Source organism: Exiguobacterium sp. s36 (assembly GCF_018618345.1).
GTDB classification, from domain to species: Bacteria; Bacillota; Bacilli; order Exiguobacteriales; family Exiguobacteriaceae; genus Exiguobacterium; species Exiguobacterium chiriqhucha.
Window position 1 is genome coordinate 19,788 of the sequence record NZ_JACSLW010000009.1, and the last position, 16,895, is coordinate 36,682.

Below are 16,895 nucleotides of genomic sequence, written 5' to 3' on the forward strand. Positions count from 1 at the left end.
ATTCCTTCCAATCAATTATTATCTTTAACTTAAAGAATGATTGTGAAAGAACTATGTCTTTCTCCCCATGAATTTTATAGTTTTTTTCAATGTGTTACTTTTCTGCTCTCTGCAATGTTTCTGCAAATTTATGTGATAGAGTCTATGGAGAGCATAAAAAAGCAATTGGAGGTAATTTTTATGAAATTAAAGAAAAAGATTATTATGACAACTATGGCTGCTTCGCTTTCTTTAGCACTCGCTGCGTGCGGAAGCAATAGTGATGATTCTAAATCAACAGGAAGCATGGATAAAAATATGGATGGTATGGATCATTCGACGATGGACATGTCTGGATCGAAAGAGGTTCCGAAAGGGCTCCAAGAGGCTAAAAACCCTAAATTTAAAGTTGGCGACATGGCGATGATCAAAGAAGCACATATGGAAGGCATGAAAGGGGCCGAGGCTAAAATTGTAGGTGCTTATGATACTACTGCTTATAGCATTTCTTATGACCCTACAAATGGCGGGAAACGCGTCACGAATCATAAATGGATTATTCAAGAAGAGATTGTAGATGCCAAGTCATCTCCTTATGAAGTAGGCGATGAAGTAAAAGTAGACGCGGATCATATGGGAGGAATGAAGGACGCTACGGCCACTATCGATTCAGCTAAGCAAACAACAGTGTATATGATTGATTTTGAATCGACTACAGGTGAAGAAGTGAAAAATCATAAATGGGTGACTGAAGACGAACTATCTGCAGAATAAACGATATACAAGAGAGGAACGGTTTTTTAACCGTTCCTCTCTTGTCTTCTTTCTCCTTATTTAAGGAACCCACTTGTAACCAATTCCCCATACTGTGCGAAAGTGTTCTTCAATAGGAAACTCGAGTTTCCTAAGCTTTTCTCTTAAGTTTCTTACATGAGAATCGACCGTTCGTTCATCTGTCCACTCATTTGCTAACCATAAACTTGAGAGCAGTTCCTCTCTTGAATAGACACGTTCTGGATTTTTTAATAATTTAGCAAGTAATGAAAATTCTTTTGGTGTGACTTTGACTAAATGATTATCGTAATACAGCTCATGGGCGTCTTCATTTAAGATTAGACCCGACGATTCGATTTTTGATCCTGAAGAAACTGTAGTTCGTCTGAAAATCGATTGAATTCTTGCCTTCAATTCCGCCTCGTCGAACGGTTTCACAATGTAATCATCTGCTCCCAGTTGCAATCCTTTTACGATTTCTTCTTTTCCGTCGAGTGCTGTCAATAAAATGACTGGTACATTCGAAACTTCCCTTATCCTTTGACAAGTCTCAAAACCATCCATTAAAGGCATCATCACATCCAATATGATTAAGTCAGGCTCATCTACATCAATCAAGTTCAATATCTCTTTTCCGCTGTTCAGCTTAATACAGGTATAACTGTCTTGCAGATACAGTTCAATCAGTTCTAACATTCGATTCTCATCATCTACCAAAGCAATGGTTCTCATCCTGGAATCCCCCTCAAGTCAATGACAACCTTCAGCCCGTTTTCTACATTAATAGCTACGATGGTCCCTTTGTGCGCTTCAACTATTTCTTTCGTGATAGCCAGACCGAGCCCAGTACCTCCTGTTTCACGATTTCGTGAAGAATCTACTCGATAAAAACGATCAAAAAGATACGGGAGTGATTGTTCATCCACACCACCACCTTCATCCGTAACTTCAATAAAGTTTTCATCAAGTTTTAAAAATACGCGTTTGTTCGCATGTGTATATTTCAGCGCGTTATCCAGTAAATTTAAGAGAACCTGATCGAATCTAGCTTGGTCTATCTCTTTATAAATGGGTGTTTTATTAATTTGAAGGATTAATTTCACTTGTTTCTCCTCAAATTTAACAATTATTCTTTCACTGATCTGTTTTAAGAAATCATTCATCTCTGTGATCTGAGGATCTATTTGAAAATGTGGCTCTTCCAATCTAGCAAGTTCAAACAAGTCCTCAATCAGTTCTTGAAGTCTTTCGGACTCCTCATAGATAATATCTCCAAATCTTGATTCGTCTTTTTTGAGAAGTCCTGCATATCCCTTAATATAGGTAATCGGCGTACGTAATTCATGTGTGATCGAAGTCAGAAATTGCTTTCTTGTATTTTGAATATGACGTAAATCAACAGATAACTTAGTGATTGCTCGTGCTAAATCTCCCACTTCGTCGCTTCTCTCAGCTTCTCTGATTTTCAGTACCTCGCCTTGACTTAACTTTACCGTCGCCTCTTTCATTGATAGAAGTGGTTTTATAATGATATAACTCAAAAAATAAACACTTACTAATAGAAAAAGTACTAACAAGAATAGAGAGAACACTACTTGTTGTTTCAATTCCCCCATCAAATGCTGTATATACTTCGTCGGCTCTAACATGATTATTTGACCGCCATCTTCAATATTACTCACCGTCACTAAAAATTTGCCTTCTCTCCAATTACCTTCTACGATTCCATCCTTTTTTTGAATCCAATCCAGGTTCAAAAATTGTTCAGCGTCGTTAGATGAATCGACGACTTGATTATTTTTGTCTAAGATAATCACATCAGTCATCGCCTTTTCCTCCATTAAAACAACGTGTTCAACCGTTTGCTTGTCGAAGTTAGTGGAAAGAACATCTCGATGACTATTTCCTCTCTCTTGAAGGCTCTCTAGTTCCCTTTCTACTTGTTGATGTTCAAGAATGTTGTATATGATAGCAGATGAGAGAATGAAAATCATGAGAATCCCGAAAAAATAAAATAGCGTTATTTTAAATGAAAGTTTATTCATAAAGTACCTTTCTCATTTAAGATGATTACATATAAAAACAAACTGTTGAGATTTAGAAAAGAAAGTATTCTTCATTTAGGCGATACACAAAAGAGCTTTTATCATTTGATTCTTTTAAAAGGACAATTCCTTGAATATTGCTCCACAAATAATTAGCGAAATCATAATCACTAAAAATAGCCTCACGAGTAGAATGCGTCATGAAACATTCTATTTTTGTAATCGTATACATTCCCTCCGAATCACGTTGATAATCGAAAGAAAAAGAACCCTTTATATTAAGCCTTTGAGCAATTATTGCTACGCACTCCTCTAAAATCGAGTTGGCAAACACCTCGTATGAAAGAACAGTATCTTGGTACCGTTCATACTCTTCTCTCATAAAACAGCAAATCACTTCATCAGATCGATAATCGATATATGTATCAATTTTCCCCAGCTTTACACCTTCAGGCGCATTCTTTATTAGGTCAAAAGAGTAAGTAAAGGTATTACCTTGAACCGAAAATGAATCATGAAGTATTGTTTTATCCAAATCAAAGGATGTTATAAACATTACGTTATTTTCTCTCATTTTTAACTTGTGTTTCGATAGCGTAGTTGCTTCTTGTTCGCTTAAAGGAATAATCCAGCCTATTTTTTGAGAAGTACAATATTCAATGAGATTACTAATATACCCTTCTTCTGATTCTTTTTTTGAAAATGAATCAAAATATTTAAAATCAGGAAGTAGTTTTCGAACCCATCCTTCTTTTGAAGAAATATGAATATCTATACCTGAGGGTTTAAGTTGTTTTATGTTCTCCATCACTTTCCAGTTTTCCTCTACTCCCATCATCAGGACATTTTTACGAAACATTTACGATGCATCTCCTCTTGAAATAGAAAATAGAGCGTCAGAACCCTCTAAACCCTGTAAAATCAATCAATATTGTAGTTAGTTTCGTTAGACCATCGAAATACAATATGATACCTAATAAAATCATAAACCCTCCACCTATTTTTGTAACCTTTGAAGAATACTTCATTAAATATCTTGATTTCCCGACCAAAAACGACATTAAGAAAAATGGAATGGAGAAACCTAGAACATAAAAGAGCATATATAAAAATCCATTACCAGGATTTGTGGCAATCAAAGCAATAACTCCAGCGAGAATTGGTCCTGTACAAGGAGTCCATCCAGCAGCTGATCCGACTCCGACCAAAAACGTTCCGATATAGCCACGCTTTCTTGTTCCTAAGTTCAATCTTCGCTCTTTAAGTAAAAATGTTGGAGTCCATAGACCAGTTAGAATAACACCAAATATGAATAAAATAAGTGCACCGCTCATCCGTAAAAAATCTTTATACACTATAAAAAAATCAGCCAAGTATGACGTTGAAAAACCCATCACTAAAAATACGCTCGAAAATCCAAGTAGGAAAACTAATGTATGGGGAACTCCATTCCAGTTCCACTTTTCATTTTCTTTTAACTCTCTAACTGAAACCCCTGTAATGTAAGATAAAAAAACGGGATATAAAGCCAGACAACATGGCGAAATGAAAGATAAAAACCCTGCCCCAAAAGCTAACAAAAAAGATAATTCCATCAAATTCCTCCTACACACAAAAAATAAATCTATTTTTTGGAATATTTATAAAAAAGAAATGTGTTTAACTTTTATCATAAAATCCGTTTGTGAAAAAAATATGCATTTTTTGATTAAATCTCTTGTCAATTTTTGAAATGAATTTGATATACTTTTTTGTAATATAGTGATGCTATACTCCTTTTAACAAATCGTTCGTCACTGTATCTTTAAAGGAGTACAACTAATGAAAAACAAGGTAATACTTATCGCTTCTAGTGTCTTACTCACAACAACTTTTTCGATGCATAGTCCAAAAGTCGAAGCAAGTAGTGCATATAACGTAAAAGTGAAGACAGACGATCTTCGTGTTCGGACTGGTCCTTCTCTCAATCACAAAATTGTCGGCATCACTAACACTGGGCAGACCTTTTCTTATTTAGGAAAAAAAGGAGCTTGGACAAAAGTACTTTACAAAGGAAACACACGGTATATCTATAGTTCTTACCTAAAAAAATATAAGAGCCACGTTGCCAAAAAAACATCATATAATAACTCTCTTTTTGCTTCTCCTACAGAAGGTCGGCTGACCCAAGGATACGGAAACTCTAATGGTGCTTACGGTTATACATTCCATAATGGCGTTGATCTAGCTGCAGCAAAAGGCACACCCGTCTACGCTTCTGCCAGTGGAAAAGTCATTACATCTAAAAACAGCGGTGCATACGGTAAACACGTTATGATTTCACATAGTCTACAGAATCAAAAATACGTAACCGTTTATGCTCATATGAACAGCCTTTCGGTAAAAAATGGTCAGACAGTCTCTAAAGGTATGAAGATTGGAACAGTTGGGAATACAGGAAACTCGTTCGGAAATCATTTGCACTTTGAGATTCATAAAAACAGTTATAAATACAGCAGTTATTCTGCAGCGAATAGTGTCAACCCAATGAACTATTTGTAACCTAAAAAAAAGAAAAGATTAGACTGACCTAGCTATATGAGACACTAATAAAAATACCTTGATTAGGCTACCGCCACACCATATTTTATCGGTGTGAGGTAGCCTAATTTTTCTTGGATACGTTCTTCGTTGTAGTAAGTTAAGTAATTATTCACCCGCTCACGCACTTCATAGTCGCTTAACGAGTTGAACTTGACGTACTGGAACACCTCAGACTTCAAGTTCGAATGAAACGATTCGATCACCGCATTATCCCAACAGTTGCCTCTTCGAGACATGCTGCTCGTCAGATACTTCCTCTTTACGAAATCTTGAAAGGCATATGATGTATAGACACTTCCTTGATCTGAATGGATGATAACCCCTTCGGGATTGTTCCGACTCTCCAACGCCATCCTTAACGTATCGATGACGAGGGGCGTCTGTTGATGATCGTATAGCTTATAGGCAACAATCTCATTGTTGAATAGGTCGATGATCGTGGAGAGGTACTTCGTCGTGCCCCCGTATTGGATGTAGGTGATGTCCGTCACCCACTTCTTATTCGGTCTACTGGCAGTGAAGTCTCGCTTGAGAAGGTCAGGGGCGATGACGATACTCTCGCCCTGAGACTTCCATTTTCGTTTGGGTTTGATCCGACACTGGAGATGGTGCTTCTTCATGATTCTCTGTACGGTGTTCCGGTTTGCTGCCAATTCATAGGTTTGTTCTAACAGGGCCTTTATCTTTCGATGTCCATATCGATACTTTGTAAGCTTACATACTGCGACGATTGTTTGCTCTAGCACCGAAGGGTGCTTCACCGGTTCTCTGGCCCAACGGTAATAGGTTGCCCGCGGAACGTCTATCACACGTAGGATTGTCGTGACTGTATATTTGCTCCTCAGGAGCTCTACAACCTTTAGGACTACTTCTTTCTCAACTCTCTTTCGATCTCCATGAATTTTTTTAAGATTTCGTTCTCCGTCTTCAGGTGGGATAGTTGACGCTCTTTCTTGTCATCCTCGCTGGCGGAATCAGGACCGAGTCCGTAGGTGTACTGCTTCCCGATCGGTTGGCCGAATCGATAGATTTCATTGGACCGATACCATCTCATCCATGTGTGAATCTGGAATTCATTTTTGATTCCGTGTTTCTCCATAATCTCTCTAGTCGTCAACTCACAACTTAGTTTGTCTCTCACCACTGCCCACTTCACTTCACTTCACTTCACTTCACTTCACTTCACTTCACTTCACTTCACTTCACTTCACTTCACTTCACTTCACTTCACTTGAATATACGTTTTTGCCCACGCAAAAACACCTCCGATGCCAGCACTTTTTTAAAGTGGACCACTGCGAAGGTGTTTTTATATTGTCTCAAAAATTTAGGTTAGCCCAAAGTTAGATTTTTTTATGTCCAATTTTTATGGGGCAGTTCACAAGAATTTGAGCTTTTTCATAGAATTAAATGATTTTTCTAAGGTGTTTAACTGTCTCTATCAACTTTTGTACAGCTAGCGATATATTTTATACGTCTTTTATTGGCGAGAGACGCCGCTTGATTTCGTTGATAGACAAGTAAAGCGTATAATTCCCGTATTCAAGAATCGAATTTAGAAAGAGATTCAGTTCTTCCTGAGATGTCACTTTTATTTTTAGGTGGTAACATCCTTCTCCTGATACACGATGGGCTTCCACTACTTCTTGGCGCTCGTTTAGAAATTGAATAAACTTCTCATGATTGGACGTTTTCATAATGCTTACAATATTGAAACCGATGAAGAAGATATTCGTTATTCATGATTCATCACACATGTGAAATATTTCGCTGAACGCTTTTATGCTGGAAAAATGTTGAATGAAGAATCCGATCAACTATTTGAGCAGATGGCGAACATCTACCCAAAGGCCATGAATGGTTCATTCAAAGTACGGGACTACCTTAAACAGTTGCACGGTGTGACAATTCCTAATGAGGAACTAGCTTATCTAGCCGTTCATATTCATCGACTGACAACTAATATGGATTTGAATAAACAATAACTTTTTTAATTACCTGGTTCTTTTTGACGAAGACCAGGTTTTTTCTATATTGAACAAAAAAATATCCATTTTTTATAATCGAGCAGCTATAGGCCGCATGACATATGTGTGTTTTTCACCACTGATTCGATTTCTTTAGGTCGGCGTGACGGGCTCCTTTAATAACTTTTTCAGAAAAGATAAAAGGAAAGAACAACTTTGCTCTTTCCTACAATTTCAGTCAAGTGTTAATAATTATTTATACATCGCACGTCTTCATGCTTGGTTTTGGGATGACAGGGCTTCTGCGGTTCGGATTCCACTACAATCCAACGCCCTCGGCTGAATTGAGTCCAAAGGACGATCGCCTTAAAGACGATGTCTAGACCGATGGCGATCCACACTCCTGCAATGCCCATCTGCATCTGAATCGCCAATACATATACTGCCCCAGTCCGGATCACCCACATACCGATCGTGGTCAGATACATTGGAAACTTCGTATTGTTCGCTCCTTGGAATCCACCGGTCAATACAAGGACGACTGCTAGGAAAGGCTGGAAGACCGCTGCTATTTTTAACGCGACATCGATGTCTTTGATGACTTGGGGATCGTCGGTGAAAAGTGAACCTGCCCATCCTCCGAAGAAGAATAAGACGACCCCGAATAAGGACATGAAGCCCATCGCCATGAACGTGCTCAATCTGGCATATTCTTTGGCGGTCTCGTGGTCTCCCGCTCCGATGTTGCGACCGACGAGAATGGTTGCTGCTGTCGCGAAACCATATGCCAACATATAAGAGAACACCTCTAGATTCCCTGCAATTTGATGCGCGGCGAAGGTGTTCGTCCCGAGTACCACGATGAATCCGAAATACACGATCTGTCCGGCTCTCATGACCAATCGCTCGATAGCCGCCGGGCTTCCAAGATTCACGAGCTCCAACTGGTGTTCGAGATCCGGTCTCCAGAAATCTTTCCTGAAGGCGATCACTTCCGTCTTACGAATATAGTTCATCAATAAGAGCGTCCCGACGAGCCGGGCGATGACGGTCGCGAGTGCCGCTCCGACGAGACCAAGTTCGGGGATGATCCAAAAACCGAAAATCAACATATAGTCGAGCACAATATTGACGACATTGATGACGATGCTCACCTTCATCGGTGATTTTGTATCTCCCGCACCTCGTAAGATACTACTGAGCACAAACATCAATGCCATCACGATCGATGGGATCCCGACAATTTTGAAGTAGGTGCTACCAGCTTCTAAAACGTCATTCTCCACCCCCATCAACCGCAGGAGAGGCTCAGCGAAAAATAGCGTCACGACCCCAAAGGTCACCCCGACCACGACAGATAGGACGATGGCCTGCTGCGCGATATGTCTCGCGCGCTCGATTCGTTCTGAGCCTAAGTTATTGGCGACATAAACGTTTACTGCCACACCGATTGCCATAAAGACAGCAAAGTAGATGGCGAGGATGGCATTCGTCACTCCTACCGCTGACACTTCTGCTAGGCCGATTCTTGAGACGAACAGCGTATCGACAAATCCGAGCAACGTTTGGAAAAAATTCTCGGCAACCGCTGGTAACGCGAGTAGAAGGATGAATTTCATCTTGGTTTTTCGATCACCATGAGTGTCCAGCCGCTCACTTTCTATCATCTGAGTCCTCTCCTTCGAAAATTATGCTTACAACGATTACAGGAAAGCGACCCAACGAGGAACCATGGGTCGCTCATGGTCAATCTGAGACACGAATGACGAAAGGATAGGTGTGCACAGTCCCATGGAACTGGAATTCGGCCCAGACCTTGTATAGGCCAGGTTTATGGAAGACCGTCTCAAATTCCGTCGTATCATGAGAAGAAGGATGCACATGGATAAACTGTTCTCCGGCTTCATCCAAGATGACGACATGACCAAGTGCTCCAAGGTATGGCTCCGGGTTACTTTCTTTGGTGTCATAGCTGAAGACAGTCGGGACATGCGCTTTTAAAGAGTCAATCGACAGCTCGACGGTATGACCTTCGATCGTCTTCGTCAGACGCTCATCCACTTTAAGTGACGATTCGATAGAGGAAGAGGACTGATGATCAATCTGTAAGTGAACCGGCTTCACTTGATATGCCAGTCCCTTAGGCTGAATATCCACGAAGAGTTTATACGCCCCTGCCTCAAGTTGGACGGGGTGCTCGAATCGACCCTCACCCTTTTTAAACGGATGGAGGTGTCGGTACTCAGTTAGGTCTTCGTTCACGAGAATCAAATGGAATTCCTTTTCATGGCTGACTTCGAGTTCCGGGGCTTGCTGATGTTGATCCTTTAACTCGATACTGATTTTCCCGAATTCATATTTAGCTTCTACAGACACTTCATTTCCCGTCAAGTTCTTCATATGATGATGTCCATGGTCTTTCACGTTTAACACTCCTTTGTGTAGTCCTTGATCGCACCGTCACTCGACCTCCATTACTTGCAGCAAGAACAACCGATTTTAACGGCCGCCTCCGTTACCTCGTAGCCAGTCTCTTGAATTGCGGTTTCAATCTCAGAAAGTGTGAGTTGGCTTTCATCGAACGTCACGTCCACCTCTCCCGCCGAAAGATTGACCTTCACTGATTCAATACCCGCTAACTTTCCAACGTGTCCTTCAATCTTATTGATACAAGATCCACAAGACATACCCGCTACCTGAAATGTTGATTTTTTCATTATATGTTCCTCCTGATTATTTAATTACCATACATGGGTAGGGTGTAAAAGTATCGATTTTTTTACACCCTCGCCACCTTATGTTCGTGTCCCTCATTGCGCGACACGCTTTCAACAGGTTCTGAGAGTGAGCTATCGTTGCTTATCGTAGCAATGTTAGAATCTCCTCTTTGTTGTTCTCGAAGCCAACAAAGTACTTCACTACTTTTCTCTTTCTGAGCATCCCTTTTTTGTAGAAGACAAACAGTGGCACGATTCGATTTCCTGATATCGCTACCATTTCTTGTTCAAGGTCAAGGTTCATACCCACATCTTTGTTCACATAAGAGACTGAGATTGTTTTTAAGTATTTTTTGGCATCCTGACAATCTGAACACGTCGGACGCGTGTAAAGTTCGAGCTGTAGATCTCTATCCATCCCAATTCCTCCTTTTATTTGATCATCGAAGGCTTGAATCGTTTCAAACGGAGTGCGTTCACCAGGACCGAGACTGAGCTTAAACTCATGGCCGCTCCAGCAAGTATCGGGTTCAATAAGGGCCCACCAAGTAGATAAACAATCCCCATCGCAAACGGGATACCCATGACATTATAGGCAAATGCCCAAAACAGGTTCTGTTTAATATTGCGGATGGTTGACTTGCTCAATTCGACAGCTGTAGGTACATCCATCAAATCGCTTCGCATCAAGACGATGTCTGCAGATTCGATCGCAACGTCAGTACCCGAACCGATCGCGATTCCGATGTCTGCTTGGGCCAAGGCTGGTGCGTCATTGATTCCATCACCGACCATTGCGACCTTCTTCCCTTCGGCCTGTAACTTCTTCACTTCGTTCGCTTTGTCTTCAGGTAACACTTCACTCAGTACCCGATCGATCCCGACCTGTCTCGCAATCGCCATGGCCGTACCTTTGTTGTCTCCGGTGATCATGGCTACTTCGATACCCATTCGTTGAAGTTTCTGAATGGCTTTACGACTGTTTTCTTTGACGGTGTCTGCGACAGCGATGATCCCTGCGATTTGTTGGTCAATCGCGATATACATCGGCGTCTTGCCTTGGTGTGCGAGTTTGTCTGAAGCGCCTTCAAGGACATCCAGTGAGATGCCGCGGTCTTTCATCAATTTTCTGTTTCCGGCAAGCAAGACTTTTCCGTCGATCAGGACTTCGATCCCGTGCCCTGGGATGGCTTCAAAACGATCGATATCCATGACACGCATCATTCTGTCCTCTGCCGCTCTTACGATTGCTTCGCCCAATGGATGTTCAGACCCTTTTTCAGCGGAAGCGGTCAAGCGTAACAACTCATCTTCTTGATGTCCATTCACTGTCACGATATCTGTCACTTTCGGTTTTCCTTCAGTGATCGTCCCTGTCTTGTCGAACACGATCGTCTGGACTTTATGGGTCGTCTCCAAGGCGCCGCCACTCTTGATCAACACACCATTCTCAGCACCTTTGCCCGTACCCACCATGATTGCTGTTGGTGTGGCCAAACCTAGTGCACAAGGGCAGGCGATGACCAGTACTGAAATCGTGATCGTCAAGGCGAAGAGGCCGGTCTGACCGCCTAAATACCATGCAATTCCTGAAAGGATCGCGACGACGATGACAATCGGTACAAAGTATCCGGAGATGATATCGGCCAGTTTTGCGATAGGAGCTCGAGAGCCCTGTGCATCCTCGACCAATTTGATGATTTGAGATAGCGCCGTATCCTTACCGACTTTCGTGGCTCGGTATTGGATGATCCCGTTCTTGTTGATGCTGGCACCGATGACTTGAGCACCCACATTTTTTTCAACAGGGATACTTTCACCGGTCAGCATGGATTCGTCTACAGACGTATTACCTGATAGAACCACGCCATCCACCGGAATCTTCTCACCAGGCTTTACGATAATCGTGTCGCCGACGATGACTTCGTCGATTGATACTTCTAACTCTTGTCCGTTGCGGACGACCTTTGCCGTCTTAGGTGCCAGTCCCATCAATTTTTCAATCGCTTCGGATGTTTTACCCATCGACCGGACTTCAAGATATTTACCTAATGTGATCAGCGTGAGAATGACTGCGGCTGTCTCATAGTAGAGGCTATTCACGTATCCCTCATAACCTGAGAGGATAGCCATGGTGGCACCGACGCTATAGAAGAAGGCTGCGCTCGTCCCTAGGGCGACAAGTGAATCCATATTCGGATGCCCTCGGAACAATGTCTTAAATCCGACGAAGAAGAATTTCCATCCGAACAACATCACTGGGATGGTCATCATGAGCTGCAAGACAGCGAACAATTCTGGGTTCATCGTTGGATGCAATGCCATCGGTAGGGGTAGGCCGATCATATGCCCCATCGCCACATAGAGTAATGGAATCGTGAAAATCGCCGACCCTACAAATCGGTTCCACATCGATTGAATTTTTTTCAGTTTCTTTTCTTTCTCGGTATCTTGACTATCCGCTGATTCTTGATCTTCTCTTGCCTCATATCCGGCGTTTGCCACCACTCGGATGACATCTGATACAGTCACCAGCTGAGGATCATATCGAATAACTAATTTTTCTGTCGCCAAGTTCACATTCGACTCAGTCACACCCACCATTTTCCTCGTGGCCTTCTCAATCGTCTGCACACACGAGGCACAAGTCATCCCTGTGATGACAAATGATCTTTGCTCGGTCTCGGTTGAGGCCTTGTAGCCAGCCTTCTCGACGGTCGTCTGAATATCCAGCGGCGAGATTTTCGTCTCATCGTAATGAATGCTCAATTTCCCAGTCGCTAGGTTGACGTTGGAGGTCACTACGCCAGGCAATTTTTTTGTTGCTTTTTCAACTGTCTGAACGCAGGACGCACAGGTCATCCCTTCCACGGCAAATGTCTTACTCTCCATATCGTCTTACCTCCATTATTATTGGGCTGATTCGACTTCGTAACCGACCTCGCCCACAACTTCTTTAAATTCATTCACATCTAGTCGTGTTTCATCGTACTTCACTTTTGCAATGCCTTTCTTTAAGTTGACTTTCGCACTTTCAACCCCATTCAGACCTTCAAGTGCTGACTCGACTTTGTTGACACAATGAGCGCATGACATACCTTTAATCGTTAAAATCGTTTTTTTCATCTTGAATCTCCTCCTATTCACTACCTTCATGACATCATTTCAAACTCAATGTCTGGATCCACAGGAATGGTCCTGACATCTGCATTGACCCGGGGTACAGGTGCATGGAATGTCCTCCACCGCTTCACTTTCCTTCATCTCAAGGATTTTTTTGAGATTCTCGATATCCTGTACACTCAGTGTCGCCTGTGTGATCATCGTTCCGATTGTGTTACCGACATCCCTGTCACAGATATGATCGAGTAGATCGTGTAACGTCTCTCTGATGACGTCACCTTCAACGACGTTCGCGGAGTAGATGAATTTCTTCCCCTCGGCCTCGGTTGAGAGCATCCCTTTTTTCACGAGCCTTCCAATGAATGTCTTCGTCGTCGCAGGCTTCCAGCTCATCTTCTTTTCCAATACCTCGATGATTTCTTTACTGGTCACGTGCTTTTGGGCCCAAACGACACGCATGACTTCCCATTCTGAATCCGTGATTTGTTTTTCGACATGTTCAGCCATTTGTCTAACCTCCAATTTTAAGTTTACAATCGTAAACGTTTTATTTGTTTTCAGTTTACATTCGTAAACGTCGACTGTCAACCATTATGTTTTTGGGTTCGCTATTCAGTCTTCATTGGCTATATTCTTGTCTAGAAAACGCATCTGGATATCCTTCAGCAACGCTTTCAAATAGTAGTGCGAGCTGACGGCATCCCGGGCACCAATCGGCGGTGAACTTTAAGACTACAGGCTGCGTAGAGTGATTAACCATTTGCAAATCAGATAATTGAAATTTCGAAAGCATTTTTTCTCCTCTCTTTTCGTTTACGTTTGTAATCGATTTAAATTTACAACTGTAAACGTTATTTGTCAATCTATATATTCGTGTCCATTTTGTATGTTTCTTTAAGCTTATTGTTTCTCTCAAAACACTAATTCGATTCGTACTTAGTTGGGTCGTATTTATTTTGAACTCATACAGCTTTAAATTGTTAACTACTGTCATCTCTTATGTGATGTAATAAAACAAAGTAGGAATTGTCTTAAGCGTTTTGTTGCTTAGTCGCTAGGATTAAATAGATGATTCGACTACTAGCTTACTATTGAGACATTCTCATAAGTAAAAAGTGTAGGAAGGTATACATTTCGACGTCGAAATGTATACCTTCCTACACCACAAAGTGCCAGTTTATGAGTGATTTTTTTTATAACAACTTGTATTTAAATGATTTAAATATAGGAACTACATATGCTGTATACAAAATAATAACCAAATGAGGGATTAGAATTGGAATCAAACGAGACCAAGGTGACGTCATTCCGCGTGTCACAAGAAGTGAAAGAACATATTCAGCGTTTAATGGAGCAACGTCAAATATCAACCAACCAATTATTCGAGCAATTAATATCATTGGCCGATAAACAGTCACCGGACCCCTTAGTCGTCAAGGAGAACGAATCACTCGAAGCAGCACTGAATCAAGTGCTTGCCCTGTTCAATGAACGAGCCACTCGACTAGAAACGCAACAAAAAGAACATGAGCGAATCAACGCGCGATATAAAAATACCATTCATGACCTTGAACAAAGCGTAATTGCAGAAGCTGAACGACTCCAAGAGGAGTATGAGCGAAAGGTGTCGTCACATGAAATTGCACTCACTCAATTACAAGATCAAATCAACATGTCCGCACGAAGAAGTTCATTCTCAAGCTCCATTTGCTGGATACGGCGCTTAAGCTTCTCTTCTTCGCTTAGTTCGTCCTCTGGCTTCGTACGCCCACGGCGGTCCACGAGCGCCTCTGCCCCGCCCGTGTCATACTTTTTGATCCAGCCATAGACCTGGGCATAGGACACCTGAAATTGTTCCGCGGTCTGCTGGTAGTTGCGTCCATTCTCCAAACAATATTTCACGATCTCAAGGCGCTCTTCGAATGTAGTTTTTCTTCCTTTTGTCATAGCTCGATCCATCCCTTTTCTCGAATCTGTTAACTCGCTATGACTAGTATACTTCTTAATCCATTTACGAAGAACAGACCAATCACTGATCTGATACTTGGAGAGTGCCTCCATTCTAGTGAACCCGTCGAGATAGTCGCGGACGGCCGCGATTTTCAGTTCCTTGGTGTAAGATTTCCATGCCTTCGATTCCTTCAACGCATCGATCCCACCGGTATCGAATTTCACTTTCCACACCTGGAGGGTGTGCCTAGAGACGCCATGAGCCTCCATGATTTCTTTCCAAGTATATGTTTCTTCTTCCATCATGCGCAGCGCACTCAATTTTTGTTCGATCGTATGCCGACTTCTCGCCATAAAAAACACTCCCCAATAGAATAAACAGATTTGTTATTTCATCTGTCTACCTATTGGGGAGCATATCAATGTGGGCAGCGGGGCTTGGCGTTATTCTGTTATGCTGATACCATTTGGAACACCTTTCACTTCGATCGTTTCGATTACCTTGTTTTGCCCTTTGTCGATGATTGACACTGTATCTTCAAACATATTGGTTACATATACTTTCTTATTGTCCGGACTGGTTACGACTCCGTGCGCCCCTTTTCCGGTTATAATTTCAGCAGTTGCTTTCCTTAAGGCAAGTTCAATCACTGTGACGGAGTTAGATGGAGCGTCTTTTGTACCCTGGTTTGCCACATAGGCAAATTCATCATTTACATCAACATAAACCTGTGCCGGACCAACGCCAACTTCGATTTTTTCAACCTTTTCAGTCTCAAGGTCCACTACAGCCAACGCATTTTCAGCATTTAAAGTGGCCACAAGGGTTTTTCCATCCGATGTGACACCTGCAGTAACGGGAACTGCACCGACTTTGATCCGTTTTTCTTCCTTCATCGTTTCTAGGTTCACCACACTGACTGTGTCTTCTCCCATGTTCGCAATATAAGCCTTCTGGCTATCGGCTGAAATCCTGAATCCATGAGGGCCTATTCCTGTCTCTACCGTATTGACAACCTCGTAGCTTGCCATATCTATGACAGAAATATTGTTATCCTCATTATTCGTCACGACCGCAAAGTTCCCGTTCTCAGTAAATACGATGTGGGCAGGGTGATTTCCTACTTCAACTTCCTTGATTAGTTCATCACTTTCCACATCAAAGAAAAGCGCTTTTCCACTATTCCCCTCTCCGTGGCCGCCCTCTTCTTCATGGCTTTCATCCTCTTCGTCATGGCCGCCTGTTTCCGGTACAAGGGTTGCACCAATGATTTTTCCATCTGGAGATACTTGGACATTATGAACAGAACCTTCCAGCTCAATCGTATTTATAATTGTGTTGGTTGCGGCGTCAATTTTGGAAATGCTTCCACCTTCATTTGCAGTATAATAATATTGGGCAGCTGTTTTCCCAGCCATTTCTTCAGTATTCTCCCCTTCTTGCTTCTCATTTTCTCCCACTGCTGCAACAAGCTCCTTTTTGTTGGGGCCTTCATCAACTGCATTGTTGCCTAAACTACACCCTGCTAGTACAACTCCCAGAACTCCCAGCATTAATAGAAAAATAAATATACTCATTTTCACTTTATTCATGTAAAGCTCCTCCTTTATCAATGTAAGGCAATCATAACAGCTGATTTTTGTACCAACTGTGATATATTTCACTTGGCAAATAAAAGGTTTTTAAAATCGTACAATTTGTTGAAATCCATTAAAACTGCATATTCTGCCTATAAGATAGAAGGTTTTCAAGTCAT

18 protein-coding genes and 1 pseudogene are annotated in these 16,895 nt (G+C 41.9%); 3 read left to right on the forward strand and 16 right to left on the reverse strand.

Annotated features, from left to right (window positions below; genetic code table 11):
• Positions 1-180 precede the first annotated feature (180 nt).
• Entirely contained in the window at positions 181-753 is a 573-nt protein-coding gene (locus tag KNP95_RS14310; protein ID WP_214735356.1) for a YdhK family protein, read from the forward strand.
• Positions 754-813: 60 nt separating this feature from the next.
• Here the strand turns inward: KNP95_RS14310 and KNP95_RS14315 are convergent, their stop codons facing one another.
• The 4 genes from KNP95_RS14315 to KNP95_RS14330 are packed head-to-tail and all read right to left on the reverse strand — an operon-like array spanning position 814 to position 4,393.
• The gene (locus KNP95_RS14315) at positions 814-1,485 is read right to left on the reverse strand and encodes a response regulator transcription factor (protein ID WP_214837990.1); all 672 of its coding nucleotides are present in this window, start codon (positions 1,483-1,485) and stop codon (positions 814-816) included.
• Positions 1,482-2,798, reverse strand: a complete 1,317-nt coding sequence (locus KNP95_RS14320) for a sensor histidine kinase (protein ID WP_214837993.1) — start codon at positions 2,796-2,798, stop codon at positions 1,482-1,484. The genes KNP95_RS14315 and KNP95_RS14320 overlap by 4 nt, the downstream gene beginning before the upstream one ends.
• A gap of 52 nt (positions 2,799-2,850) precedes the next feature.
• A complete protein-coding gene (locus KNP95_RS14325; RefSeq protein WP_214837995.1) occupies positions 2,851-3,657 on the reverse strand; it encodes a hypothetical protein in 807 nt (268 codons plus the stop codon).
• 37 nt (positions 3,658-3,694) lie between these two features.
• Positions 3,695-4,393 carry a cytochrome c biogenesis CcdA family protein gene (locus KNP95_RS14330; RefSeq protein ID WP_285801155.1) on the reverse strand — a complete coding sequence of 233 codons (699 nt, stop codon included), beginning with the start codon at positions 4,391-4,393 and terminating at the stop codon, positions 3,695-3,697.
• A 226-nt stretch (positions 4,394-4,619) separates the two neighbouring features.
• Between KNP95_RS14330 and KNP95_RS14335 the strand changes: the two genes are divergently transcribed.
• On the forward strand, positions 4,620-5,339 hold the full coding sequence (locus tag KNP95_RS14335) for a peptidoglycan DD-metalloendopeptidase family protein (protein ID WP_029336161.1): 720 nt from the start codon (positions 4,620-4,622) through the stop codon (positions 5,337-5,339).
• Between the two features lie 62 nt (positions 5,340-5,401).
• On the opposite strand, the gene KNP95_RS14340 is transcribed toward KNP95_RS14335, so the two are convergent.
• Positions 5,402-6,319 (reverse strand): IS3 family transposase, encoded by a 918-nt coding sequence (locus tag KNP95_RS14340; protein WP_214720068.1) that lies wholly within the window; start codon positions 6,317-6,319, stop codon positions 5,402-5,404.
• 531 nt (positions 6,320-6,850) lie between these two features.
• Positions 6,851-7,078, reverse strand: coding sequence for an Lrp/AsnC ligand binding domain-containing protein (locus tag KNP95_RS14345; RefSeq protein WP_214686849.1), 228 nt, complete (start codon positions 7,076-7,078; stop codon positions 6,851-6,853).
• A 60-nt stretch (positions 7,079-7,138) separates the two neighbouring features.
• On the opposite strand from KNP95_RS14345, the gene KNP95_RS16115 reads away from it, so the two are divergent.
• Entirely contained in the window at positions 7,139-7,366 is a 228-nt protein-coding gene (locus KNP95_RS16115; protein WP_260564213.1) for a PRD domain-containing protein, read from the forward strand.
• A 227-nt stretch (positions 7,367-7,593) separates the two neighbouring features.
• Here KNP95_RS16115 and KNP95_RS14355 read toward each other — a convergent pair whose 3' ends face one another.
• The 10 genes and pseudogenes from KNP95_RS14355 to KNP95_RS14400 form a co-directional block, all read right to left on the reverse strand.
• A complete protein-coding gene (locus KNP95_RS14355) occupies positions 7,594-9,015 on the reverse strand; it encodes an MATE family efflux transporter (RefSeq protein ID WP_214838001.1) in 1,422 nt (473 codons plus the stop codon).
• A 79-nt stretch (positions 9,016-9,094) separates the two neighbouring features.
• Positions 9,095-9,772, reverse strand: a complete 678-nt coding sequence (locus tag KNP95_RS14360) for a hypothetical protein (protein WP_236355812.1) — start codon at positions 9,770-9,772, stop codon at positions 9,095-9,097.
• A 50-nt stretch (positions 9,773-9,822) separates the two neighbouring features.
• Entirely contained in the window at positions 9,823-10,065 is a 243-nt protein-coding gene (locus KNP95_RS14365) for a heavy-metal-associated domain-containing protein (protein ID WP_214684165.1), read from the reverse strand.
• 142 nt (positions 10,066-10,207) lie between these two features.
• A complete protein-coding gene (locus tag KNP95_RS14370; RefSeq protein WP_214838004.1) occupies positions 10,208-10,483 on the reverse strand; it encodes a glutaredoxin family protein in 276 nt (91 codons plus the stop codon).
• Positions 10,484-10,497: 14 nt separating this feature from the next.
• The gene (locus KNP95_RS14375; protein WP_214838006.1) at positions 10,498-12,957 is read right to left on the reverse strand and encodes a heavy metal translocating P-type ATPase; all 2,460 of its coding nucleotides are present in this window, start codon (positions 12,955-12,957) and stop codon (positions 10,498-10,500) included.
• 18 nt (positions 12,958-12,975) lie between these two features.
• Positions 12,976-13,191 carry a heavy-metal-associated domain-containing protein gene (locus tag KNP95_RS14380; protein WP_029336168.1) on the reverse strand — a complete coding sequence of 72 codons (216 nt, stop codon included), beginning with the start codon at positions 13,189-13,191 and terminating at the stop codon, positions 12,976-12,978.
• 45 nt (positions 13,192-13,236) lie between these two features.
• A complete protein-coding gene (locus KNP95_RS14385) occupies positions 13,237-13,695 on the reverse strand; it encodes a CopY/TcrY family copper transport repressor (RefSeq protein WP_029336169.1) in 459 nt (152 codons plus the stop codon).
• A 112-nt stretch (positions 13,696-13,807) separates the two neighbouring features.
• Positions 13,808-14,182, reverse strand: coding sequence for a thioredoxin family protein (locus KNP95_RS16235; RefSeq protein WP_081828361.1), 375 nt, complete (start codon positions 14,180-14,182; stop codon positions 13,808-13,810).
• A gap of 674 nt (positions 14,183-14,856) precedes the next feature.
• Positions 14,857-15,492, reverse strand: a pseudogene (locus tag KNP95_RS14395) (transposase); the annotation flags it as partial.
• Positions 15,493-15,582: 90 nt separating this feature from the next.
• The gene (locus KNP95_RS14400; protein ID WP_214838008.1) at positions 15,583-16,731 is read right to left on the reverse strand and encodes a YncE family protein; all 1,149 of its coding nucleotides are present in this window, start codon (positions 16,729-16,731) and stop codon (positions 15,583-15,585) included.
• Between the last annotated feature and the right edge of the window lie 164 nt (positions 16,732-16,895).